Source organism: Cupriavidus laharis (assembly GCF_914271435.1).
GTDB lineage: Bacteria > Pseudomonadota > Gammaproteobacteria > Burkholderiales > Burkholderiaceae > Cupriavidus > Cupriavidus laharis.
The window spans coordinates 91,342-114,836 of sequence record NZ_CAJZAI010000005.1 but is presented as its reverse complement, the minus strand read 5'-3'; the positions used below and the strand labels follow the sequence as shown (position 1 = coordinate 114,836).

The window sequence follows — 23,495 nt, the reverse complement described above, 5'->3', positions numbered from 1 at the left end:
AAGAGGCTCATGTTTGAACCGCCATGACCGTTTACTTTCCCGAACGTGACCTTGCCGCCATCGGCGCAGCGCTGTCCGCCCGCCCGCAGGGCCGGCTGGTCGCCTGCCTGTGCGCGCAATGGTGCGGGACATGCCGGGACTACCTGCAGGCGTTCTCTGCGCTGGCCGCGCGCCATCCGGAGGACTGCTATGTGTGGATCGACATCGAGACGCACGCGGATCGGCTTGGTGACATCGATATCGAGAATTTTCCCACGCTGCTGGTCCAGCCGGTGGCGGGGGGGCCGACGCAGTTCTATGGCACCCTATTGCCGCATATCGAGGTATTGGAACGCATGCTCGCGCGGGGCATGGCCATGCCGGCTGCGCAGGAGGATGTTCCCGAAGTGCTGGAATGGTTGCTTTCCGGGGGGCGGCGCGCGGCGTAACGGCGGATTTGGCGCCGCTGCTGCCGGCTTGCACCGCCGTCGAAACCGCGCTTATGATTGGCGCCTCAAAGCCCCCCGGGGGCAATGTCTACTTATATTGCAGTGCAAATCGCGCGTTGCCGGAAGCAGCCCGCAAGGACCCATTCAATGTCAAAAGCCCTCATCATCGCGGAAAAGCCATCGGTCGCGGCCGATATCGCCCGTGCCCTCGGGGGCTTTACCAAGCACGACGAGTATTTTGAAAGTGACGACTTCGTGCTGTCGTCCGCCGTGGGTCACCTGGTGGAGATCGCCGCCCCTGACGAATACGAGGTCAAGCGCGGCAAGTGGAGCTTCGCCAACCTGCCGGTGATCCCGCCGCATTTCGACCTGCGCCCGATCGCCAAGACCGAGTCGCGGCTGAAGGTGCTCAACCGCCTGATCAAGCGCAAGGACGTCACCGGCCTGATCAATGCCTGTGACGCGGGGCGCGAGGGGGAGCTGATTTTCCGGCTGATCGCCCAGCAGGCCAAGGCGAAGCAGCCAATCCGCCGCCTGTGGCTGCAGTCGATGACGCCGCAGGCGATCCGCGATGGCTTCGCCAGCCTGCGCGCCGACGAAGACATGCTGCCGCTGGCCGATGCCGCGCGCTGCCGCTCCGAGGCCGACTGGCTGGTGGGCATCAACGGCACGCGCGCCATGACCGCCTTCAACAGCAAGGGCGGCGGCTTCTTCCTGACCACCGTAGGCCGCGTGCAGACGCCGACGCTGTCGATCGTGGTCGAGCGAGAAGAGAAGATCAAGCACTTCGTGCCGCGCGACTACTGGGAGGTGCACGCCGAGTTCATCGCCGCCGCCGGCCTGTACGAAGGCCGCTGGTTCGACCCGAAGTTCAAGAAGAGCGAGTTCGATCCCGAGGCGCGCGAGTCACGCCTGTGGAGCGAGGCCGAGGCCAAGAGTATCGTTGCCGCCTGCCGCGACAAGCCGGGCACCGTCACCGAGGAATCGAAGCCGTCGACGCAGCAGTCGCCGGCGCTGTTCGACCTGACCACGCTGCAGCGCGAGGCCAACTCGCGCTTCGGCTTCTCGGCCAAGAACACGCTGGGCCTGGCGCAGGCGCTGTATGAGAAGCACAAGGTCCTGACCTACCCGCGTACCGACGCACGCGCGCTGCCCGAGGACTACATGGAAACGGTCAAGCAGACCATGACCATGCTGGCCGACAGCTCGCCCAACTATCTGCTGCACGCCAAGAAGATCCTCTCGCAGGGCTGGGTCAAGCCGAACAAGAAGATCTTCGACAACAGCAAGATCAGCGACCACTTCGCCATCATCCCGACGCTGCAGGCGCCCAAGAACCTGTCGGAGCCGGAGCAGAAGCTGTATGACCTGGTGGTGCGCCGCTTCCTGGCGGTGTTCTTCCCGGCGGCGGAGTTCCAGGTCACGACGCGCATCACCGAAGTTGCCGGCCACCACTTCAAGACCGAAGGCAAGGTGCTGGTCAATCCCGGCTGGCTGGTGATCTACGGCCGCGAGGCACAGGGTGACAAGGACGCCGCCAACCTGGTGCCGGTGTCCAGGGACGAGAAGGTCAAGACCGACAAGGTCGAGAGCGTGGGCCTGACGACCAAGCCGCCCGCGCGCTACAACGAAGCCACGCTGCTGTCCGCCATGGAAGGCGCCGGCAAGCTCGTGGACGACGACGCGCTGCGCGAAGCCATGGCCGGCAAGGGCTTGGGCACGCCGGCCACGCGCGCGGCCATCATCGAAGGCCTGCTCACGGAAAAGTACCTGGTGCGCGAAGGCCGCGAGCTGATCCCGACCGCCAAGGCGTTCCAGCTGATGACGCTGCTGCGCGGACTGGGCGTGCAGGAACTGACGCAGGCCGAGCTGACCGGCGAGTGGGAACACAAGCTCTCGCAGATCGAGCGCGGGCGCCTGAAACGCGACGAGTTCATGCTCGAGATCGCGCAGATGACGCAGCAGATCGTCAAGCGTGCCAAGGAATACGACAGCGACACGATTCCCGGCGACTACGCCACGCTGGACACGCCCTGCCCGCAGTGCGGCGGCCAGGTGAAGGAGAACTACCGCCGCTTTGCCTGCACGGCATGCGAATTCTCCATCAGCAAGATCCCGGGCGGCCGCCAGTTCGAGATCGAAGAGGTCGAAGAACTGCTGCTGAAGAAGGAAATCGGCCCGCTGCAGGGCTTCCGCAGCAAGATGGGCAGGCCGTTTGCCGCCATCCTCAAGATCGCCAAGGACGACGAAGGCCATTACAAGATGGAATTCGACTTCGGCCAGAACGACGATGAAGGCGACGGCGAGCCGGTCGACTTCAGTGGCCAGGAGCCGGTCGGCATTTGCCCGAAGTGCGGTGGCGCGGTGTTCGAGCACGGCATGAAGTACGTGTGCGAGAACAGCGTGGCCAGCCCGAAGCGTTGCGACTTCACCACCGGCAAGATCATCCTGCAGCAGGAGATCAGCCGCGAGCAGGTGGGCAAGCTGCTGAACGAAGGCCGCACCGACCTGCTGACGGGATTCAAGTCGTCACGCACGGGCCGTAACTTCAAGGCCTTCCTGGTCAGGCAGGCGGACGGCAAGATCGGCTTCGAGTTCGAGGCGCGGGAACCCAAGGCTGGCGCCAAGGCACCTGCCAAGACCGCGTCGCGCGCGGCCGCCAAGGCTGACGAGACCGAGGTCGCTCCGGCCAAGGCCCCGGCGAAGAAGGCCGCGGCAACGAAAACCACCAAGACGGCAGCTGCCAAGACTGCGGCCAAGAAGGCGCCCGCCAAGACCGTCGCGGCCAAGAAGACCCGCGCCGCGGGCAAGGCGACGGTCGAAGCCGAGGAGTAAGCGGGCAGCAAGCGGGCAAACAGTAGGAGGCCGCGGTGCGTACCCCGTGGCCTCCTGGCTTATCTGTCTGCGAGATCTAATGATCCTTGCCGCGAACCTGGCCTTCTTCCAGCAGGAAATCAATAAACGCCCGGACCTTGGTCGGCAGGAACTTGCGGCTCGGGTAGACCACGCTGACATCGCGCCGCGGCAGCTGGTACTGCGGCAGGACGTGCACGAGATGGCCAGCCTCGATATTGGGCCTGGCCAGGTACGACGAAAGCATCGCCACGCCCATATTGGCCAGTGCCGCCTGGTGCGCGAGTTCGGCATTGCTGCACAGCAGCCCAGGGCGGATCGGCACCGTCACTTCGCCTTCGGGCCCCAGCAGCGTCCACTCGTGCTCCACGTTCGGCAGCCGCATCGCAATGCAGCGGTGATTGGTCAGCTCATGCGCATGGCGCAGCGGCGGGTGCATGCGGACATATTCGGGGGACGCGCACAGCACGATCTCGGCCGAGATCAGCGGACGGGCCACCAGGTGCGAGCCAAGGCCCAGGTCCGACAGCATCACCGCAACGTCGCGGCCCTCTTCCACGATGTCCACGTTGCGGTCGGACAGCAGCACATCGAACACCACATCGGGATATAGCTGCTGGAACCGGGCCATCAGGTTCGGGAGCAGGTGCAGTCCGAACATCACGGGTGTCACCAGGCGCAGCGTTCCTGACAGCGACTGGCTGCGCGCCGTCACCACGCCTTCGGCTTCCTCCACGTCCTCCAGGATCTGCTGGCAACGCTGCAGGTACGTTTCCCCCGCATCGGTCAGGGACAGGCTGCGGGTCGTCCGGTTCAGCAGCCGCGTCCCCAGGTGACTTTCCAGGTCTGCGACGTAACGCGTGACGACCGCATTGGACATCTCCAACTGCTGCGCTGCACGAGCAAAGCTTCCGAGCTCCACCACTTTGGCAAACACGCGCATCGATTGCAGGCGATCCATGACATAGTCTCCCGTCGTTTCCCTGAATTTTTCCTCGTTCAGGCGACTTTATTGTTGGAATCAGAACTAATCATTGTTGCAAGCAGTATTTATTGATATCAGGGAAACGCCTAATATCTAGCCATTGGATGCCGCAATGCAGCAAGTCAGACTGTCGAGAGAGGCATCCCAGCTTGAAGAAATACTGAGCCATGAAAACTACCCGCCACACCCTGATCGCTATCGCCACCCTCGCCGCTGCCCTGTCCGCCGCGCCGGCGTTTGCCAAGTCCGGCAAGTTCGACCCGTATGCAGACGGCGCCAAGGCCAGCAAGTACGACGTCTACACCGATGGTGCCAAGGCCAGTAAGTTCGACGTCTATAGCGATGGCGCCAAGGCCGGCAAGTACGACGTGTACAGCGACGGCGCCAAGTACGATCTGTCGTCCGACCGCGCGCCCCTGTAAGCAGGGTCTGCAAGCCGCGGTCCGGGGCCGTCTCTCCCCTATGCGGCCCCTCCGTTTCAACCTGGTCTCCACAGGTCGCTTGGAGAGTGTCTGACAGACCTCTCCGTATTTATTGGAGAAGAAGCCCGCACTGGTTGCGGGCTTCTTTGTTTCTGTACCCGATCACGATGGCACTTGCTGACTGGCATTATGCCAGACCACGCAAAGAAAAACGGGCCGAAGCGGCCCGTTCCTGCATCCCTGCCCGGCTGAGCGTCGGCTCAGTCGTCGTAGTGGTGATGGTGCTTGTGCTTCTTGCGCTTGTAGTAGCCGCGGCGATCGTTGTCATAAGAATTGCTGCGCGAGACATTGCCGCCCAGCGCCGCGCCCGCGCCGCCACCGACGGCTGCGCCAACCAGGCCGCCCGTGCGGCCGCCCATGGCGTTGCCCGCTGCCGTGCCTGCACCACCGCCAAGTGCGCCGCCGATGATGGCGCCCGTGCGCTCGCGGCGGTTGGAAGTCACCGCGCCACCCGCGCCGCCGCCGACGGCGCCGCCGATCACGGCACCGGTGCTGCCGCCGAGCGCGCCACCGACGGCCGCCCCTGCCACGCCGCCGAGTGCGCCGCCAAGGGCATTGTTCATGTCGCTCGCGAATGCCGGCAGCGCGGACGCCGCCAGGGCGATAGCCAGGGTCATATTGCGAACGGGATGGCGAGACATATCGTTTCCTTTCTTTGCCATGATGTGCCGCAAGTGTAGAGAACGAGTCCCCGCCTTGCTGTAACCACGTGTAAAGCCATGTAACCCCCTGCTGAAACGTCTGATTTGAGCGACAACCTGCTGCATGCCGTTCTGGTTAACCACCGTCTAAGCACCGTCGTCCCCGCGCAGGCGGGGACCCAGTGACTTTCGAAGACGCTGGATTCCCGCCTGCGCGGGAATGACGGGAGGGGTTGATATCTTAACGAAACGGCATTTGCGGCATGGGAGGTGAGGTTTTCGCCGCTTCCAATGAAAGGACGGGCAACCCGAAGGTTGCCCGTCCTTTCAGTTCCGGCCCGTATGGGTCAGCCGGCTCAGCAGCACTTGCCCTGCCCGCCCCCGTAGCGCGCTTCCTGGCGCTCGCGGAAGAATTCCTCGTAGGTCATTGGCTCGCGGTCCGGGTGGGTGCTTTCCATGTGGGCCACATAGGTCTGGTAGTCGGGCAGACCGACCATCAGCCGCAGCGACTGCCCGAGGTAGCGTCCCATCGTTCCCAGTTGTTCCAGCATGGCGGGCTCCTTCTGCTTCGGCGATATCAGGATTGTGCCGAGGTTGCCGCCGGCAGCGGTTCGAACGGCGTTTCCTTGTCGGTCGGTCGGTTCACCGCGCGGGCCTGCATCGCGGTCTTGAAGCCGTAGAACACGATCGACAGCACCACCACCATGAACAGCGCGCACAGGCCGGCGTCCAGGTAGTCGTTGAAGACGATACGGTGCATCTGCTCCATGCTCTTGGCCGGGGCCAGCACCTTGCCTTCGGCGATGGCGGCGCTGAACTTGCCGGCGTGGGTCAGGAAGCTGACCTTCGGATCTGCGTCGAACAGCTTCTGCCAGCCGGCGGCCAGCGTGCAGATCAGCAGCCAGACGGTCGGCAGCAGCGTCACCCAGGCGTACTGGCCGCGCTTCATCTTGACCAGCACGCACGTGCCGAGCACCAGCGCCACGGCGGCGAGCATCTGGTTGGAGATGCCGAACAGCGGCCACAGCGTGTTGATGCCGCCCAGCGGGTCGACCACGCCCTGGTACAGGAAGTAGCCCCAGGCCGCCACGGTCAGCGCGGTGGCGATCAGGTTGGCCGGCAGCGAGTCGGTGCGGCGCATGGTCGGCACGAAGCTGCCCAGTAGGTCCTGCAGCATGAAGCGGCCGGCGCGGGTGCCCGCGTCGACGGCGGTCAGGATGAACAGCGCCTCGAACAGGATGGCGAAGTGGTACCAGAACGCCATCATGGCCTGGCCGCCCACCACCTGGTGCAGGATGTGGGCGATGCCCACGGCCAGCGTCGGCGCGCCGCCGGCACGCGAGATGATGGTGTTCTCGCCGACGTCCTTGGCGGTCTGGATCAGCACGTCAGGCGTGATGACGAAGCCCCACGTCGACACGGCCTGCGCCACGGCATCCGGCGTGGTGCCGATCACGGCGGCCGGGCTGTTCATGGCGAAGTACACGCCTGGCTCGATTACCGAGGCGGCCACCAGCGCCATGATGGCGACGAAGGACTCGGCCAGCATCGCGCCGTAGCCGATGAAGCGCGCGTGCGATTCATTTTCCAGCAGCTTGGGCGTCGTGCCCGACGAGATCAGCGCGTGGAAGCCCGACACCGCGCCGCAGGCGATGGTGATGAAGAGGAACGGGAACAGGTTGCCCGACCACACCGGGCCGCCGCCCTGGGCGAACTGCGTGAAGGCCGGCATCTTCAGTTCCGGCGCGACGATCAGGATGCCGACCGCCAGCGCGATGATGGTGCCGATCTTCAGGAAGGTCGACAGGTAGTCGCGCGGCGCCAGCAGCAGCCATACGGGCAGCACGGCGGCGATGAAGCCGTAGATGATCAGCATCCAGGTCAGCGCCTTGCCGTCGTACGTGAACAGCGGCGCCAGCACGGCGCTGTCATGCACATACTGGCCGCCGATGATGGCGAACATCAGCAGCACGAAGCCGATCACCGACACCTCGCCGATGCGGCCCGGGCGGATGTAGCGCGTGTAGATACCCATGAACAGCGCGATGGGGATGGTCACCGCCACGGTGAACGTGCCCCACGGCGAGCCGGCCAACGCCTTCACCACGATCAGTGCCAGCACCGCCAGGATGATGATCATGATCATGAAGCAGCCGAACAGCGCGATCATGCCCGGCACCGTGCCCATCTCGGACTTGACCAGGTCGCCCAGCGAGCGGCCGTCGCGGCGCGTGGAGATGAACAGGATCATGAAGTCCTGCACCGCGCCGGCGAACACCACGCCCGCCAGGATCCACAGCATGCCCGGCATATAGCCCATCTGCGCGGCCAGCACGGGGCCGACCAGCGGGCCGGCGCCGGCAATGGCGGCAAAGTGGTGGCCGAACAGCACCGCCTTGTTGGTCGGCACGTAGTCCAGACCGTCGTTGTGGCGCCAGGCCGGGGTCATGCGTTTCGGGTCGAGCTGCATCACCTTGTCGGCGATGAAGCGGCTGTAGTAGCGGTAGGCGATCAGGTAGATGCAGAGCGCGGCAACCACGATCCACAGCGCGCTGACGGCCTCGCCGCGCGCGAGCGCGACCGTGCCGAAGGCAAACGCGCCAAGGATGGCGACGGCCAGCCACACCAGGTGTTCTCCGATGCGATTCATAGTGAAGGTCTCCTCAGACCGGGGTATGGAAAGCCTGCGGCGGCGAAGGACTGGTAACTGGCAGGGTCGGCGGCGCGGCCATGGGTGGGCGCCTCGGGCGGGCAGCGGCGGAAATCCGGCGGTGATCGGGTCTCCTGGATCTGGCTGCTGCGCGCCCGGTTCGTGTCGTTTCCGGATCTCGTCTTGCAGGCAGGCGATGCACCAACCGGGCCGGCAGTGCACCAACTGCGTGGACGCTTGCCGCATGTTGGGGCGGCTTGCGCGTCCGGCGTGTAGTATTGACACCCGCCATACCCCGCACAAGCGCGGAACTACGCAGCATGTCTGCGTAGTACTACGCAGATCGACGGTGACATGCCGCCTGCGCGGCATCGGTGTTTACCCCCGGTCCAGATGAAACTCCGCCAGAAGATCCTGTTGCTCGCCGTCGCGCCGCTCGCGGTGGCCATGCTCGGCATTGCCCTTGCCGTGCGTTTCCAGGCGACGCAACTGGCGCAGCACGAGCGCGCGCTGGTGGAAGCGGCCTATCTCCAGAGCAAGGAAGCCGAACTGCGCCACTACGTAGAACTGGCGCAAAGCGCCATCGCGCCGATGGTGCGTTCGGGCCGCACCGACGCCACTACCCGGCAGGCCGCCATGGAGGCCCTGGCGCAACTCGACTACGGGCCCGACGGCTACTTCTTCCTGTACGACATGCAGGGCCGCAACCTGATGCACCCGCGCCAGCCCGAGCTGGTGGGGCAGGACTTGTGGACGCTGCGCGACCCGCAGGGCGCTCTCACCATCCAGAAGCTGATCGCGGCGGCCCGGGCCGGCGGCGGTTCGGTCCGCTACCAGTGGAAAAAGCCTTCGTCCCAGCAACTGGCGCCAAAGCTTGGCTATGTGGTGGCCGTGCCCGAATGGGGCTGGATGCTCGGTACCGGCATCTACCTGGATGACGTGGAAAGCACATTGCGCCAGCTCGACGCGCGCGCGGAGACCGATATCCGCGAGACCATGGCGTGGATCGGCGTGATTGCCGCGGTCAGCATCCTGCTGGTGGCGGCCAGCGGCCTGGCCCTCAATATCAGCGAGCACCGCGAGGCCGATGCCAAGCTGCGGCAGCTCGCCCAACGCGTGGTGCAGTCCCAGGAAGAGGAGCGCGCACGGCTGTCGCGCGAGCTGCATGACGGCATCAGCCAGTTGCTGGTGTCGGTCAAGCTGGTGCTGGAAGCCGCCGCCAACCGGCTGCGCCTGGCGCCGGCCGAAGGCGCGGCCGTGGCGCCGGTGCTCGGCATGGCGCTGAACCGGCTCGACACGGTGTTCAACGAGGTACGGCGCGTGGCCCGCAACCTGCGCCCCGCCCTGCTCGACGACCTTGGCCTCTTTGCCGCCTTGCAGCACCTGGCGCGCGAGATGCAAGGCGGCAGCCAACTGCAGATCAGCGTGGCCCAGGCCGGCACGCCGCGCGAACTCCCCGACGAACAGGCCACCGCGCTGTACCGGATCGCGCAGGAAGCGCTGACCAATGTCGAGCGCCACGCCCGCGCGCGCAGGGTGACCGTGGCGCTGGCTTTCGATCCGGATGCGACGCGCCTGACGGTGCGCGACGATGGCAGCGGGTTTGACGTGGCCCGCATGCAGGTGGATCCCCGGCGCGGCATCGGGCTGCGCAACCTGCGCGAGCGTATCGCGGCGCTGGGCGGGCAGTTTGACATCGTTTCGGGCATCGGCGGCACCGAGCTGGTGGCGACCCTGCCGCTCGCGAACATGCCGGCCCGGCCCGCCGCTCTCCTACCCGCAGAACCTTCGCAGTCATGACCCAGATCCCTGACCCGGCCGAAACGGGGGGCCATCCCGGCCACCCTGTCGATGCGCCCGCGCGCGTGCTGCTCATCGACGACCATGCGCTGGTTCGCGACGGCATGCGCATGCACCTCGCGCTGCAGCCCGGCCTATGCGTGGTGGGCGAGGCCGATGACGGCGAGGCGGCACTGGCCTGGCTTGACCGTGCCGGCGTGCGGGAGCGCCCGGACCTCGTCATTACCGACATCGGCATGCGCGGCATGGGCGGCATTGCGCTGACCGCCGCGCTGCATGAGCAGTACCCCGAGATCGCCGTGCTGGTGGTCAGCATGCATGACAACCTGGAATACGCGCGCCAGGCGGTGCGTGCCGGTGCACGCGGCTATGTATTGAAGGATGCGCCCGCGGACGAACTGATGGCCGCCATCCAGGCGGTGCTGGCGGGGCGCGTGTTTTACAGCGCCCGCATTGCGCGCGGCATGGCCGAACAGACGCCCGCGGCCGGTCCGCTGGACGCGCTGACACGGCGCGAACGCGACATCCTCGGCTGTATCGGCCGGGGCATGGCGAACAAGGAAATTGCGGCGCAGTTGGGGGTATCCGTGCGCACGGTGGAGACGCACCGGCTCAACCTCAAGCGCAAGCTGGGGATCGAGGGCCGGGCGGGGTTCGTGAAGTTTGCGGTGGAGCAGTTGGGGGATGGCGAGGGAGGATAGAAGAACGCCCGTCTCTGAATGATACGGGCGTTGTCTTGCCGAAAGCTCTCCGTATCCCGACTGCCTTCTCCCCTCGCCCTTTGGGAGAGGGGAGCAAACCAGCCGCTGCGGCTTTACCCCTCCAGCCGCTTGCCCAGCGCCGAACGCGCTTCGGCCAGCGCCTGCGGCAGACCGTGCTTCAGTTGCGTGAACAGCTCGTCGTGCAGCGCCAGCTCCTGCTTCCAGGCGTCGATGTCGATCGACGTGACCTGGGCGAACTGCGCCGGCGAGAAGTCCACGCCATTCCAGTTCAGGTCTTCATAGCGCGGGCTGGTGCCGAACACGTGCTCGCCGCCCTGGCCCCTGCCTTCCACGCGGTCGATCATCCACGACAGCACGCGCATGTTATCGCCGAAGCCCGGCCACACGAAGTTGCCATCGGCGTCCTTGCGGAACCAGTTGACGCAGTAGATCTTCGGCAGCTTTGCCCCAGCGGCTTCCAGCTTGTTGCCCAGCTTCAGCCAGTGGCCGAAGTAGTCGCTCATGTTGTAGCCGCAGAACGGCAGCATCGCGAACGGGTCGCGGCGCACCACGCCTTGCCGGCCGGCGGCCGCGGCGGTGGTTTCCGAACCCATGGTCGCGGCCATGTAGACGCCTTCAGTCCAGTTGCGGGCCTCGGTCACCAGCGGCACGGTGGTCGAGCGGCGGCCGCCGAAGATGAACGCATCAATGGGTACGCCGGCCGGGTTGTCCCAGTTCTCGTCGATCGACGGGCACTGCGACGCCGGCGCGGTGAAGCGCGAGTTCGGGTGGGCGGCCTTGGCGCCGGTCGCCCTGGCGATTTCCGGGGTCCAGTCCTTGCCCTGCCAGTCGATCAGGTGCGCCGGCGCTTCCTTGGTCATGCCTTCCCACCACACGTCGCCGTCGTCGGTCAGCGCCACGTTGGTGAAGATGACGTTCTCCTTCAGCGTCGCCATCGCGTTGTAGTTGGTCTTCTCGCTGGTGCCCGGGGCCACGCCAAAGAAGCCCGCTTCCGGGTTGATCGCGTACAGGCGGCCGTCCTTGCCCGGCTTGATCCAGGCGATGTCGTCGCCGATGGTGGTGATCTTCCAGCCCTCGAAGCCCTTGGGCGGGATCAGCATGGCAAAGTTGGTCTTGCCGCAGGCCGACGGGAACGCGGCGGCCACGTGGTACCGCTTGCCTTCGGGCGAGGTCACGCCAAGGATCAGCATGTGCTCGGCGAGCCAGCCCTGGTCGCGGCCCATGCTCGAGGCGATGCGCAGGGCGAAGCACTTCTTGCCGAGCAGCGCGTTGCCGCCGTAGCCCGAGCCGAACGACCAGATCTCGCGCAATTCGGGGAAATGGACGATGTACTTGGTCGGGTTGCACGGCCACGGCACGTCCTTTTCGCCAGCGGCGAGCGGCTTGCCGACAGTGTGCACGCAGGGGACGAAGTCGCCGTCGGTGCCGAGCACGTCATATACGGCCTTGCCCATGCGGGTCATGATGCGCATGTTGGCCACCACGTACGGCGAGTCGGACAACTCCACGCCGATGTGGGCGATTGGCGAGCCCAGTGGGCCCATCGAGAACGGCACCACGTACAGCGTGCGGCCGCGCATGCAGCCGTCGAAGAGGCCGTTGAGCGTCTGGCGCATCTCGTCCGGGGCGACCCAGTTGTTGGTGGGGCCGGCCTGTTCCTTCTTCTCCGAGCAGATGAAGGTGCGGTCTTCGACACGCGCCACGTCGGACGGGTCGGACAGGGCTAGGAAGGAGTTCTTGCGCTTGGCCGGGTTCAGGCGTTTGAGCGTGCCGGCAGCGACCATCTGCTCGCACAGGCGGTCATATTCTTCCTGCGAACCGTCGCACCAGTGAACGCGCTCCGGCTTGGTCAGCGCAGCGATTTCGGCAACCCAGGCCACCAGCTTCTGGTTCCTGACCCAGGCCGGGACGTTCAACGCCGCCGTGCCTTGCATCGAGGGGTGGTTCATACAGCAACTCCAAAGTGTGTAAGGGAAGGAAGGGGGGAATTCTTTTCAAAGCCCAACCTGAGACCAGCCAGGCCGGTGCGTGCCGCGGCTCACATCAGTGGCTCGCATCAGCGACTCACACCGGTCGTCACATCCCGTTACAACTCCACTGCGGCCCAGGTAACGCAAAGGGTCGCAGCAGTCCCTGCGCCTGCGCTAAAGTTGCGCTTCGCCCGCGCGGGGGCTAGCTGCACAGGGCCAGGGCGGGCTTTGTCCGATGGCGCCTGGTGTCGGGAGCGAGGCTCGACCGACCATTCCTGGCGGCACCGGAGCGGGCAAGGATACCACTGCAGCACCCCGCTGTTTTTTGCTGTGCAGCATTGCCGGCCGTGGATTCACGCATGGATTGTGCCGGCTCGGGATACCCGACAATAGCGTCGGCGGTGCACGGTTTCCGTTGCCGCGCGCACTAACCCGGGTCACCAGGCCAGCCGACAAAAAGAGTTACCGATGAAGATTGCTGTACTCGACGATTATCAGGACGCCGTGCGCAAGCTGCCCTGCTTCAGCCTGCTGGAAGGGCACGACGTCAAGGTGTTCAACAACACCGTCAAGGGCGTGGGCCAGCTGGCCGCGCGCCTCTCGGATGTGGAGGCGGTCGTGCTGATCCGCGAACGCACGCGCATCACGCGGCAGCTGCTGGAAAAACTGCCCAAGCTGAAGATCATCAGCCAGACCGGCCGGGTCGGCACCGCGCCGAACACGCATATCGATGTCGAAGCGTGCACGGACCGGGGCGTGGCGGTGCTCGAAGGCGTGGGCTCGCCGGTCGCGCCCGCCGAGCTGACCTGGGCGCTGATCATGGCGGCCCAGCGCCGCATTCCGCAGTACGTGGCGAGCCTCAAGCACGGCGCCTGGCAGCAGTCGGGCCTGAAGTCGACCACCATGCCGCCCAACTTCGGCCTGGGGCAGGTGCTGCGCGGCCAGACCCTGGGCATCTGGGGCTACGGCAAGATCGGCCGGCTGCTGGCCGGCTATGGCCGGGCCTTCGGCATGAATGTGCTGGTGTGGGGGCGCGAGGCGTCGCAGGAAGCTGCGCGCGCCGACGGCATTGCGGTGGCGGAGTCCAAGGACCAGTTCTTCGCCGACAGCGACGTGCTGTCGCTGCACCTGCGCCTGAACGACGACACGCGCGGCATCGTCAAGCTGACCGACCTGACCCGCATGAAGCCGACGGCGCTGTTCGTCAACACCAGCCGCGCCGAACTGCTGGAAGAGAACGCGCTGGTCGCGGCGCTGAACCGCGGCCGCCCGGGCATGGCGGCGGTGGATGTGTTCGAGTCCGAGCCCATCCTGCAGGGGCATGCGCTGCTGCGGATGGAAAACTGCATCTGCACGCCGCATCTGGGCTATGTGGAGCGCGACAGCTATGAGCTGTACTTCCGGACCGCGTTCCAGAACATCCTGGATGTGCTGGCGGGCAAGCACGACAGCATCGTCAATCCCAAGGCCCTGACGCCGGCGCTGTCGCGCTGACGAATCCTCACACCCGCGGTTTACTCCCCTCTCCCACTCCCGGCGGGAGAGAGGAGCCAGGTTCATCCGGTGTCGGTAACACCCGGCACGCCACGACTTCGGCCTCCGCGGACGCGAATTTCGCGAAACCGCTACACTCGGGGCTTTCCTGACCGCTGGCCGCAACGGCCGGCGGCGCACCCCGACAACAACAAGGCGCCAGCGCGCCACCCTTCCACCAAGGCCGGCATGGACCCCAGGCTCGTGACGCTCTGCGTCGGCAATTTCATCATTGGCACCGGCGCGATGATCGTGACCGGCATGTTGAACGATATTGCCGGCGATTTCGGGCTGGGCGTGGCCAGTGCGGGCCAGCTGATCTCGGTGTTCGCGCTGGCCACCTGCGTGGGGGCGCCGGTCTTCGCCACGCTGGGTTCGCGCATCGACCGCCGCCTGCTGCTGGCGGGTTCGCTGCTGGTCTACGCGGTGATGCACCTGGCCGCGGCACTGGCGCCGAACTTCGCCGCGCTGATGGCGATCCGCTTCCTGACCGCGATCGGCGCGGCCATCTACACGCCGCAGACCGCCGCCACCCTGCCGCTGCTGGTCAACGCGCAGACGCGCGGACGGGCGATCAGCTTCGTGTTCCTGGGCTGGAGCATCGCCAGCGTGGTCGGCATGCCGCTGGGCACCTGGATTGCCAGCACGCTCGGCTGGCGCGTCAGCATGGCGGTGGTGGGCGTGCTGGCGCTGCTGGTGTCGGCGGCGGTCTGGCGCGCCTTGCCGCGCGGGCTCTACGTGCCGGCCGTGGGCCGCGAGGCTTGGGGCGCGGTGCTGCGCCACCGGCCGATCATGCTCGTAGTGGCCGCGACCATGATCCAGTCGGCCGGCATGTTCACGATGTTCACCTACATTGCGCCGCTGATGCGCGATGTCCACGGCATCACCGGCGCCGCGCTGAGCCTGATGTTCCTGGCCTATGGCGCCTGCGGGGTGCTCGGCAATGCGATGGCGGCCTCGCGCATGGACCGGATCACGCCGAGCCGGATTGTCCAGTTCACCTTGCTGACCTCGATTGCCGCCATGGTGCTGTGGCCGCTGGCCGGGCTGGGCGGCGTGGCGCTGGTGCTGCTGTTCATGCTGTGGGGCGTGGGCGGGTTTGCCACCAACAGCGCGCAACAGGCGCGGCTGGTGATGATCGCGCCGGACCGCGCCTCGGTGTCGATCTCGCTCAATTCGTCGTCGATCTACCTCGGCCAGGCGCTGGGCGCCATGGCCGGCGCGGCCATCTATACGGTGGCCGGCACCGGTTCGCTGCACTGGGGCGCCGCGGCGCTGATGCTGGCGGCGCTGGTTATCTCGCAACGCGCGCGCGCACTGGGCTGCCAGTGGCCGCGGCAGCAGGCTCCGCAACAGGCCTGAGCAGGTTCCGGCCGTTCCTGGAGCCCGCTTGAGCCGGGTTCCCCTCCACAGGTTTTCCACAGTGTTGTCCAACGCACTGTCCACCCTCTGTTCCACGCGTTATCCACGGAGTTATCCACAACTCCTGCAGCGGGGGCATCGTGAGCGAACCGAATGGAGCCCTGGCCGGTGCGCGCGTGCTGGCGGTCAGTATCGGCAAGGCCATTCCGCTGGTGGTGGCCCGTGCCGGCACCGAGGCGGTGGTGATGTCCGGCATCCGCAAGCACCCAGTCAGCACGCTGGTTCACCCGCTCCGGGTGCAGGTGCGCCCGCTGGGCGTGGCCGGCGACGAGCAGGCGGACCTGACGGTGCACGGCGGCCTGGACAAGGCCGTCTATGCCTATCCGGCCGAGCACTATGCCTGGTGGGACGCGCGCCGCCGCGCTGCCGCGCAGCCCGAGGCACACCGCGGCCTGGCGTTCGGCGCCATGGGGGAAAACCTGACCATCGAGGGCCTGGACGAGACCGACCTGTGGGTCGGCGACGTGCTGCGCATCGGTACGGCGGTGCTGCGGGTGGCGTCGCCGCGTCAGCCGTCGTGCAAGTTCAACGCCGTGCTGGGCTATCGCCACGCCGTACGCGACATGGTCGAAAGCGGCTACTCCGGCGTCTACCTGAGCGTGGTGCAGAGTGGCGAAGTTCGTGCCGGCGACGCCATTTGTGTGCAGCGTGGGCCACGCAAATTGTCGATCGACAGCATCAACCGCTGGCGCCGCGATGGCCGGCGGCATCTTTTCTGATAATGTTTGTCTATCGATACAAGCAATCGCGCCCACGTACGCCACGTTAGCCCGCTGCCCGCCAGGCCAGGTCCGGAGCGCGCCGTTACGGCTTCTGTAACGCGTTGTAATACTGCGCGCTGGCTCCGCGGGGCGAACCGCGGTACTAGTAGAGGTTTCGCGCGACACGTACCCGCCCGGCCCCCGGGCTGCCCGTACTGGGCAGCCACGGCAGGAACAGAGGCGGGGCGTCACCGGGGAGGCGCGCTGCAGCTAAGAGGGTCCACACAAAATGAAGACAGACAGGATCGACCAGCCCAAGGGGTTCGTCGACAGCAACTGGAGCGCGTCCGCGGGAACCGGCCGGGGCCGGGTATCGCCGTGGGCCGTGGTGGTCACGGTGGCGGTGCTCGCCGGAGCGGGATGGTTTGCATGGCATACCTGGCTGGCCCCCCGGCCCGTCGCCAAAGGGCCCGCGCCGGTGGTGGTCGCCACCGCGCTGGTGCAGCAGGGCGACGTGCCGCTGCAGTTCACGGCCAACGGCAACGTGACGGCGTTATCCACAGTCGAAGTGCGCCCGCAGGTCTCGAGCACCGTGCGTGCCGTCCATATCAAGGAAGGCCAGACCGTCAAGCCAGGTGACCTGCTGTTCTCGCTCGACACGCGCATGGACGAGGCCAACCTCGCCAAGGCCCAGGCGCAGCTGCTGCGCGACCAGGCCGACCTGGCCGACGCGCGCCGCAACCTGGCACGCAGCAAGGAACTGCTGGAGCGCAATTTCATCTCCAAGAGCGCGGTGGACACGGCCCAAGCCAAGGTGGACGGCTTCGAAGCCACCATCCGTGCCGACCAGGCCGCCATCGAGGCCAGCCGCGTCGCGGTCAGCTACGGCGCGATCCGCGCCAGCATCGGCGGGCGCACCGGCGTGATCAACGTCTTCCCCGGGTCGATGGTGCTGCCCAACAGCACGGGGCCGATGGTCATCATTGCCCAGGTCCAGCCGATCGCGGTGACCTTCAGCCTGCCGGAGCGCCAGCTCGCCGCGCTGCGCGAGGCGCTGCGTACGGGCCCCGTGCAGGTCACGGCCCAGCCCAACGACGGCAGCAAGACGCCAGTGACGGGCAAGATCACCTTCATCGACAACACGGTCGATCCGCAGTACGGCACCATCCGCGTCAAGGCGCAGTTCGACAATGACGAGCAGCGCCTGTGGCCGGGCACCTACGCCAACGTCAGCGCGGTGGTGCAGACCCTGAAGAATGCGCTGTCGGTGCCGCCCCAGGCCGTGGTGACCGGTCCGGAAGGGCGCTTCGTCTACGCCGTGCAGCCGGACAGCAAGGTCGCCCGCGTGCCCGTGAAGCTGGTGACCACCACCGCCACGTCGGCGGTGATCGAAGGCGTGCCGCCCGGCACGCGCGTGGTCGTGGAAGGCACGCAGAACCTGCGCCCGGGCACCGTGGTCCGCGAGGCCGCGCCGGCGCCCGCCGCTTCGGCCAGGCCGGCGAGCGCGCCTGCCATCGCTCAGGGGCACTGAGCCATGACGCTGTCCGAGCTCTGTATCCGCCGTCCGGTGATGACGGTGCTGCTGTGCATTGCCGTCATCGTCACTGGCATCGTGCTGTACCCGACTATTCCGATCGCCGCGCTGCCCAGCTTCAACTCGCCGGTGATCCAGGTCACGGCCACACTGCCCGGGGCGAGCCCCGAAACCATGGCCGCGTCGGTGGCCACCCAGCTCGAAAAGCAGTTCGCGACGATTCCGGGCGTGAAGGTGATCAGTTCATCGAACACGCTTGGCAACTCGAGCATCACCATCGAATTCGACAGCGACCGCGACATCGATGCTGCCGCCGTGGACGTGCAGGCAGCGCTGTTCCGCGCGCAGCGTTCGCTGCCGATCGAGATGACGGTGCCGCCGTCGTACCGCAAGGTCAACCCGGCCGATGCGCCGGTGCTGCTGCTGGCGATCAACTCGCCGGCCATGAGCCTGGCTGACCTCAATGCCTTCGGCGACAACCTGATCTCGCCGACTCTGGCCACGCTGCCCGGCGTGGCGCAGGTGCAGGTGTTCGGCCAGAAGCGCTTTGCCGTGCGCGTGCGCGCCCACCCGGACGCGCTTGCCGCGCGCGGCCTGACGCTCGACGAGCTGGCCACCGCGCTGAACCGCGCCAACGCCAACACACCGGTGGGCACGCTCGACAGCGCACGCCAGACGCTGACCATCCAGGCCAACCGGCAGCTGGCCAATGCCGACGCGTTCCGCAACATCATCGTCGCCAGCCAGCCCAACGGCGCGCTGGTGCGCCTGGCCGACGTGGCCGAGGTCGAGGACAGCGTCGAAACCATCAAGACCGGCAGCTGGCTCAATAACGAGCGCTCCATCGTGCTGGCCGTGCTGCGCCAGCCGGACGCCAACACCGTGGCGGTGGTGGATGCGATCCGCCAGGCGCTGCCGCGGCTGATCCAGCAGATGCCGGGCTCGGTCAGCGTCAGCGTGGTCAATGACCGCTCGCGCTCGATCCGCGAGTCCATCCACGACGTGCAGTTCACGCTGGCGCTGACCGTGGCGCTGGTGGTGATGGTGATCTTCCTGTTCCTGCGCCGCGCCGCCGCTACGCTGATCCCCACCGTGTCGCTGCCGATCTCGCTGATCGGCACGGTCGCGCTGATGAAGGCCTTCGGCTACAGCCTCGACAACGTGTCGCTGCTGGCCATCACGCTGGCGGTGGGCCTGGTGGTGGACGACGCCATCGTGATGCTCGAGAACATCGTGCGCCATATCGAGGAAGGCGTGCCGCCGCTCAAGGCCGCGCTGGTCGGCTCGCGCGAGATGGGCTTCACGATTCTGTCGATCTCCATTTCGCTGGTGGCGGTGTTCATCCCGATCTTCTTCATGCCGGGTGTGATCGGCCTGCTGTTCCATGAATTCGCCGCGGTGGTGTCGCTGTCGATCCTGGTGTCGGCGCTGGTGTCGCTCACGCTGATCCCGATGCTGTGCGCGCGCTTCCTGTCGGCCGAGAACGTGCCGGTGGACGAATCGCAGCACGCCTACGGCGACCATGCCGGCCAGTCGCCGGCCATCGTGCAGAAGCAGACCCTGGGCCTGCGCGCGACGCAGTGGTTCGAAGACCTGTTCGAATGGACGCTGCACAAGTACGCGCACGGGCTGGACTGGTGCATCGCGCACCGGCGCACGGTGCTCGTGATTGCGGGCCTGACCTTCGTGCTGACCGCGGTGCTGTTCATCAAGATTCCCAAGGGCTTCTTCCCCGAGGAGGATATCGGCCAGATCCAGGTCAACGCCGAAGGCCCGCAGGACATCTCGTTCGACGCCATGTCCGAGCGCCTGCGCGATGCGGCGGAACGCATCCGCGCCAATCCCGCGGTCAAGAGCGTGGTGGCGTCGATCGGCGGCGGCAGCTCGCCGGCCATCAACACCGGCCGCATGTTCGTCGAGCTCAAGCCGCTCGGCGAGCGGCCGAAGATGCAGCAGGTGGTGGAATCGCTGCGCCAGGACGTGTCGGCCGTGCCGGGCCTGGCCGTGTATTTCTCGCCGGTGCAGAACCTGCGCCTGGGCGGGCGCCAGAGCAAGAGCCGCTACCAGTACACGCTGCAGAGCGTGAAGGCGGGCCAGCTCCAGGAGTTCAGCGACAAGCTGATGGCGAAGATGCGCGCGGACACGCTGTTCCGCGACGTCACCAGCGACTCGCAGCAGTCGGGCCTGGAGGCACAGCTTTCCATCGACCGCGACAAGGCCAATGCGCTCGGCGTGCAGATGCAGGACGTGCGCACCGCGTTGTACTCGGCGTTCGGTGAGCGCCAGGTGTCGACCATCTACACGCCGATCGACAACTACTACGTGATCCTGCAGGCGGCCGACCTGGACCGCCAGGACGAAAGCGCCTTCTCCAAGCTCTACGTGCGCAGCAAGACCGGCCAGATGGTGCCGATCTCCGCGTTCGCCACCACCGAGCGCCGCGTCGGGCCGATTGCCGTCAACCACCAGGGCCAGCTGCCTTCGGTCACGGTGTCGTTCAATCTGGCGCCGGGCGCCGCGCTGGGCGAGGCTTCGGCAAAGATCGACCGCTACCGGCAGGAAATCGCCATGCCGACCGCCATCTTCACGAGCTGGGGCGGTGACGCGGCGGTGTTCCAGTCGTCGCAGGCCACGCAGATCGTGCTGCTGGTGGCGGCCATTGCGGTCATCTACACGCTGCTGGGCGTGCTGTACGAGAGCTACATCCACCCGCTGACGATCCTGGCGGGGCTGCCGTCGGCGGCCATCGGCGCACTGCTGACGCTGTTCCTGTTCAATGTGGAGCTGTCGCTGATCGCGACCATTGGCGTGCTGATGCTGATCGGCATCGTCAAGAAGAACGCCATCATGATGATCGACTTCGCGCTGGCCGCGCAGCGCGAACAGGGCATGACGCCGGCGCGGGCCATCCGCCAGGCGTGCCTGCTGCGCTTCCGGCCGATCATGATGACCACCTTTGCCGCCATCATGGGCGCGCTGCCGCTGGCGCTGGGTCTCGGCGCGGGCGCTGAACTGCGCCAGCCGCTCGGCCTGGCCGTCGTGGGCGGCCTGCTGTTCTCGCAGGTCATCACCCTGTTCATCACGCCGGTGATCTACCTGGCGCTCGACCGGTTCTCGGGCACCGGCCCGCTGCAGATCGATGCGGAGGGCAACCGCCTGCCACAGTCCGTTCCGGCTGAAGTGGCGCCGCAGCGCTGAAGCCCCGCCCGCGTCCTAGTGCGCGGGCGGCCCCGCTTTCTCCATCCCCTTCCCGACTTTCCTCCCAGACCACCAGCGGCCACGGGACGGCTCTATGCATTCTGTTGCATAGCGGCAACATGATGTGCACGCCACTTGATCTGATAGCTTTACTGAACGGCAGTAAATGATAATAATTCTCGTTAACAATTATTACTGACAGCGTGCCGCTACGGCGGCCGCGCCCGACACGCAAGCCAGCCTGCCCCCGGTTTCCGCCAGCCAGCGTCCGATTTCTTCTCAGGGAAAATCCATGAAACGCCGCTGCCTGGCGCGCCTGCGCGCCACCGTCCGAGTCACGCCCATTGCCGCCGCCTGCGTCACGCTGGGGGCCCCGGTCTTTGCCGCCGAAGGCGACAAGGCCGTCGCCTCGCTCAGCGAGGTCGTGGTCACAGCCACCCGCACCGAGGAGCGCGCCGACGCCGTTGCCTCCACCATCACCACGCACGACGCGCGCCAGATCGAACGCGCCCAGCCCGTGGACGAAGCGGGTCTCTTCGCCGACGAGCCCGATATCGACGTGCCGCGCGACCGCCGCCGTTTTGGCGCGGGCAGCATCAACATCCGCGGCATCGAGGACAACCGCGTCCTGCAGATGGTGGACGGGGTGCGCCTGCCGGACTTCTTCAACGGCGGCGGTCCCTCGAACATCTCCACCTCCACGCGCGATGCGCCGGAGTTCTCCTTCCTCAAGCGCGTGGAAGTGCTGCGCGGCCCGGCATCGAGCCTCTATGGCTCGGACGCGATCGGTGGCGTGGTGGCGTATGCGACCAAGGATCCTGTCGACCTGACGCAGGGCCGCGCCGTCGGCGGCGAGCTGGGCCTGAACTGGAACGGCATCGACAACGGTTTCGGCCAGACCGCCGGCGTGGCGGGCGGCAACGGCACCATCCAGGGCCTCTTCATGTACGCGAACCGCAACGCGCACGAGATGAAGAACATGGGCAGCGACGACTCCAACTCGGTCAGCCGCACCAAGCCGAACCCGCAGGACGTGCGCACGCAGGCGTGGCTTGGCAAGGTCCTGCTCAACGCCAGCCCCGAGCACAAGTTCAAGCTGGCCTACGAGCACCACGACGGCAATACCGACACCGACCTCCTGCGCCTGTCGGCCTCGCTGCCGCGCGTAACGTCGGCCAACGGCAACGAAGACCTGAACCGCGACCGCGTCAGCCTGGACTACGCCTGGACGCCGGCCAACGGCGTGCTCGACCAGCTCACCGCCCAGGTCTACTACCAGGAAGGCAAGACCGGCACCGTGACTAACCAGGTGCGCAGCAACACCAGCACGGGCTGCTCGGCCACCACGCGCGGCACCAGCCTGTGCAACGTCGAACTCGACTTCAATTTCCGCCAGCAGCAGACCGGCTTCAACGTGCAGGCCGACAAGTCGTTCAAGACCGGCAGCGTGGGCCATCGCCTGATCGGCGGCATCGACTTCATGCGCGTGCAGTCGGCCGAATCGCGCGACGGCGTGGTGCGCAACCTGACCACGGGCACGACATCGAAGTCGCTCGCCGGCGAGAACTTCCCGATGCACGACTTCCCGGACGGCGAAACGCGCCAGACCGGCCTGTTCGTGCAGGACGAGCTGCGCTTCTTCGACGGCCGCTTCACGCTCACGCCGGGCCTGCGCTATGACCACTACGCGCTGTCGCCGGACGACGACATGGTCTACAACAACGCCGCCGGCCGGCCCGCCGTCAGCAAGAGCGATTCCAACGTATCGCCCAAGCTGTCCGCGCTGTGGCTGGCGACAGACCGCGTCAACGTCTGGGCCCAGTACGTGTTCGGCTACCGCGCGCCCAACTACCAGGAAGTCAACGGCAGTTTCCGCAACCTGGTGCAGGGCTACGGCGCCGCGCCCAACCCGGACCTGAAGGCGGAGAAGAGCCGCTCGTTCGAGATCGGCGCGCGCTATACCGGCGACAACGTGCAGACCAGCGTGGCAGTGTTCGACAACCGCTATCACGACTTCATCGAGCAGGTGCAGCTCAGCTGCCCGTCCGACCCGTCCTGCCTGCCGGGCTTGCGCGCCACTTACCAGTACCGCAACCAGACCAGCGTGCGCATCTACGGTGCGGAGTGGCGCGGCGTATGGCGCTTCCCGCCGCAGTGGCGCCTTGACGGCGCGGTGGCCTACGCGCATGGCAACAACGAGCAGACCGGCCAGCCGCTCAACAGCGTTTCGCCGCTGCGTGCCAGCGCCGGCCTGAGCTGGGAACGCACGCCGGGCCAGGGCGCCGGCGTGCGCTGGCGCGGCGCGCGCCCGGTGACGCGCACGGATGACACCAGCTTCACGTACTTCAAGCCCGCCGGCTATGGCGTGGTGGACCTGCAGGCGTGGTGGCGCTTCAACAAGTACGCGAGCCTGGCGCTGTCGGTGAACAACCTGTTCGACAAGAAGTACTGGCTGTGGGGCGATGTGCGCCAGACCGGGGTGTCGGCCACCGAACCCGGTGTCGATTTCTACACGCAACCCGGACGCACCTTCGCCGCCAGCCTGAAGCTGTCGTTCTGAATGCGTGACGGATTGC

At 66.6% G+C, this 23,495-nt stretch carries 16 protein-coding genes; 11 read left to right on the top strand and 5 right to left on the bottom strand.

Going from position 1 to position 23,495, the window contains the following annotated elements; all coding sequences use genetic code 11:
* Positions 1 to 23: 23 nt before the first annotated feature.
* Together LDO29_RS12695 and LDO29_RS12690 are read left to right on the top strand one after the other, a co-directional pair.
* Positions 24 to 428, top strand: a complete 405-nt coding sequence (locus LDO29_RS12695; protein WP_224080140.1) for a thioredoxin family protein — start codon at positions 24 to 26, stop codon at positions 426 to 428.
* A gap of 147 nt (positions 429 to 575) precedes the next feature.
* On the top strand, positions 576 to 3,263 hold the full coding sequence (locus LDO29_RS12690) for a DNA topoisomerase III (protein WP_224080139.1): 2,688 nt from the start codon (positions 576 to 578) through the stop codon (positions 3,261 to 3,263).
* A gap of 76 nt (positions 3,264 to 3,339) precedes the next feature.
* On the opposite strand, the gene LDO29_RS12685 is transcribed toward LDO29_RS12690, so the two are convergent.
* Positions 3,340 to 4,242 (bottom strand): LysR family transcriptional regulator, encoded by a 903-nt coding sequence (locus LDO29_RS12685; protein WP_224080138.1) that lies wholly within the window; start codon positions 4,240 to 4,242, stop codon positions 3,340 to 3,342.
* Positions 4,243 to 4,433: 191 nt separating this feature from the next.
* On the opposite strand from LDO29_RS12685, the gene LDO29_RS12680 reads away from it, so the two are divergent.
* Positions 4,434 to 4,688, top strand: a complete 255-nt coding sequence (locus tag LDO29_RS12680) for a hypothetical protein (RefSeq protein WP_224080137.1) — start codon at positions 4,434 to 4,436, stop codon at positions 4,686 to 4,688.
* Positions 4,689 to 4,948: 260 nt separating this feature from the next.
* Here the strand turns inward: LDO29_RS12680 and LDO29_RS12675 are convergent, their stop codons facing one another.
* The 3 genes from LDO29_RS12675 to LDO29_RS12665 all read right to left on the bottom strand — a co-directional run bounded on the left by LDO29_RS12675 (position 4,949) and on the right by LDO29_RS12665 (position 8,039).
* On the bottom strand, positions 4,949 to 5,389 hold the full coding sequence (locus LDO29_RS12675) for a hypothetical protein (RefSeq protein WP_224080136.1): 441 nt from the start codon (positions 5,387 to 5,389) through the stop codon (positions 4,949 to 4,951).
* 356 nt (positions 5,390 to 5,745) lie between these two features.
* Positions 5,746 to 5,940, bottom strand: coding sequence for a YbdD/YjiX family protein (locus LDO29_RS12670; protein ID WP_008642754.1), 195 nt, complete (start codon positions 5,938 to 5,940; stop codon positions 5,746 to 5,748).
* Between the two features lie 26 nt (positions 5,941 to 5,966).
* Positions 5,967 to 8,039: a carbon starvation CstA family protein gene (locus tag LDO29_RS12665; RefSeq protein ID WP_224080135.1), complete on the bottom strand. Its 2,073-nt coding sequence runs from the start codon at positions 8,037 to 8,039 to the stop codon at positions 5,967 to 5,969.
* 393 nt (positions 8,040 to 8,432) lie between these two features.
* On the opposite strand from LDO29_RS12665, the gene LDO29_RS12660 reads away from it, so the two are divergent.
* Both LDO29_RS12660 and LDO29_RS12655 read left to right on the top strand, forming a co-directional pair.
* Positions 8,433 to 9,839: a cache domain-containing protein gene (locus tag LDO29_RS12660; protein ID WP_224080134.1), complete on the top strand. Its 1,407-nt coding sequence runs from the start codon at positions 8,433 to 8,435 to the stop codon at positions 9,837 to 9,839.
* Positions 9,836 to 10,540: a response regulator gene (locus LDO29_RS12655; RefSeq protein WP_224080133.1), complete on the top strand. Its 705-nt coding sequence runs from the start codon at positions 9,836 to 9,838 to the stop codon at positions 10,538 to 10,540. Before LDO29_RS12660 ends, LDO29_RS12655 begins: the two co-directional genes overlap by 4 nt.
* A 113-nt stretch (positions 10,541 to 10,653) precedes the next feature.
* Here LDO29_RS12655 and LDO29_RS12650 read toward each other — a convergent pair whose 3' ends face one another.
* Positions 10,654 to 12,510, bottom strand: coding sequence for a phosphoenolpyruvate carboxykinase (GTP) (locus tag LDO29_RS12650; protein ID WP_224080132.1), 1,857 nt, complete (start codon positions 12,508 to 12,510; stop codon positions 10,654 to 10,656).
* Between the two features lie 489 nt (positions 12,511 to 12,999).
* Here LDO29_RS12650 and LDO29_RS12645 point away from each other — a divergent pair, with 489 nt between their 5' ends.
* From LDO29_RS12645 to LDO29_RS12620, 6 genes are all read left to right on the top strand, one after another.
* Positions 13,000 to 14,025, top strand: coding sequence for a D-2-hydroxyacid dehydrogenase family protein (locus LDO29_RS12645; RefSeq protein ID WP_224080131.1), 1,026 nt, complete (start codon positions 13,000 to 13,002; stop codon positions 14,023 to 14,025).
* 228 nt (positions 14,026 to 14,253) lie between these two features.
* Entirely contained in the window at positions 14,254 to 15,426 is a 1,173-nt protein-coding gene (locus tag LDO29_RS12640) for an MFS transporter (protein WP_224080130.1), read from the top strand.
* A gap of 140 nt (positions 15,427 to 15,566) precedes the next feature.
* The gene (locus tag LDO29_RS12635) at positions 15,567 to 16,205 is read left to right on the top strand and encodes an MOSC domain-containing protein (protein WP_224080129.1); all 639 of its coding nucleotides are present in this window, start codon (positions 15,567 to 15,569) and stop codon (positions 16,203 to 16,205) included.
* 271 nt (positions 16,206 to 16,476) lie between these two features.
* Complete coding sequence (locus LDO29_RS12630; RefSeq protein ID WP_224080128.1) at positions 16,477 to 17,718, top strand: efflux RND transporter periplasmic adaptor subunit; 1,242 nt, start codon at positions 16,477 to 16,479, stop codon at positions 17,716 to 17,718.
* Positions 17,719 to 17,721: 3 nt separating this feature from the next.
* On the top strand, positions 17,722 to 20,919 hold the full coding sequence (locus LDO29_RS12625; protein ID WP_224080127.1) for an efflux RND transporter permease subunit: 3,198 nt from the start codon (positions 17,722 to 17,724) through the stop codon (positions 20,917 to 20,919).
* A gap of 292 nt (positions 20,920 to 21,211) precedes the next feature.
* A complete protein-coding gene (locus tag LDO29_RS12620) occupies positions 21,212 to 23,479 on the top strand; it encodes a TonB-dependent hemoglobin/transferrin/lactoferrin family receptor (RefSeq protein WP_224080126.1) in 2,268 nt (755 codons plus the stop codon).
* Positions 23,480 to 23,495: the final 16 nt, after the last annotated feature.

Bases quoted from the DNA above. Each gene is read 5' to 3' on its own strand.
- LDO29_RS12655 (WP_224080133.1), top strand. From the start codon at position 9,836: ATGACCCAGATCCCTGACCCGGCCGAAACGGGGGGCCATCCCGGCCAC.
- LDO29_RS12640 (WP_224080130.1), top strand. From the start codon at position 14,254: ATGGACCCCAGGCTCGTGACGCTCTGCGTCGGCAATTTCATCATTGGC.
- LDO29_RS12660 (WP_224080134.1), top strand. From the start codon at position 8,433: ATGAAACTCCGCCAGAAGATCCTGTTGCTCGCCGTCGCGCCGCTCGCG.
- LDO29_RS12670 (WP_008642754.1), bottom strand. From the start codon at position 5,940: ATGCTGGAACAACTGGGAACGATGGGACGCTACCTCGGGCAGTCGCTG.
- LDO29_RS12695 (WP_224080140.1), top strand. From the start codon at position 24: ATGACCGTTTACTTTCCCGAACGTGACCTTGCCGCCATCGGCGCAGCG.
- LDO29_RS12685 (WP_224080138.1), bottom strand. From the start codon at position 4,242: ATGGATCGCCTGCAATCGATGCGCGTGTTTGCCAAAGTGGTGGAGCTC.
- LDO29_RS12675 (WP_224080136.1), bottom strand. From the start codon at position 5,389: ATGTCTCGCCATCCCGTTCGCAATATGACCCTGGCTATCGCCCTGGCG.
- LDO29_RS12690 (WP_224080139.1), top strand. From the start codon at position 576: ATGTCAAAAGCCCTCATCATCGCGGAAAAGCCATCGGTCGCGGCCGAT.
- LDO29_RS12645 (WP_224080131.1), top strand. From the start codon at position 13,000: ATGAAGATTGCTGTACTCGACGATTATCAGGACGCCGTGCGCAAGCTG.
- LDO29_RS12665 (WP_224080135.1), bottom strand. From the start codon at position 8,039: ATGAATCGCATCGGAGAACACCTGGTGTGGCTGGCCGTCGCCATCCTT.
- LDO29_RS12650 (WP_224080132.1), bottom strand. From the start codon at position 12,510: ATGAACCACCCCTCGATGCAAGGCACGGCGGCGTTGAACGTCCCGGCC.
- LDO29_RS12625 (WP_224080127.1), top strand. From the start codon at position 17,722: ATGACGCTGTCCGAGCTCTGTATCCGCCGTCCGGTGATGACGGTGCTG.
- LDO29_RS12680 (WP_224080137.1), top strand. From the start codon at position 4,434: ATGAAAACTACCCGCCACACCCTGATCGCTATCGCCACCCTCGCCGCT.
- LDO29_RS12620 (WP_224080126.1), top strand. From the start codon at position 21,212: ATGAAACGCCGCTGCCTGGCGCGCCTGCGCGCCACCGTCCGAGTCACG.
- LDO29_RS12630 (WP_224080128.1), top strand. From the start codon at position 16,477: ATGAAGACAGACAGGATCGACCAGCCCAAGGGGTTCGTCGACAGCAAC.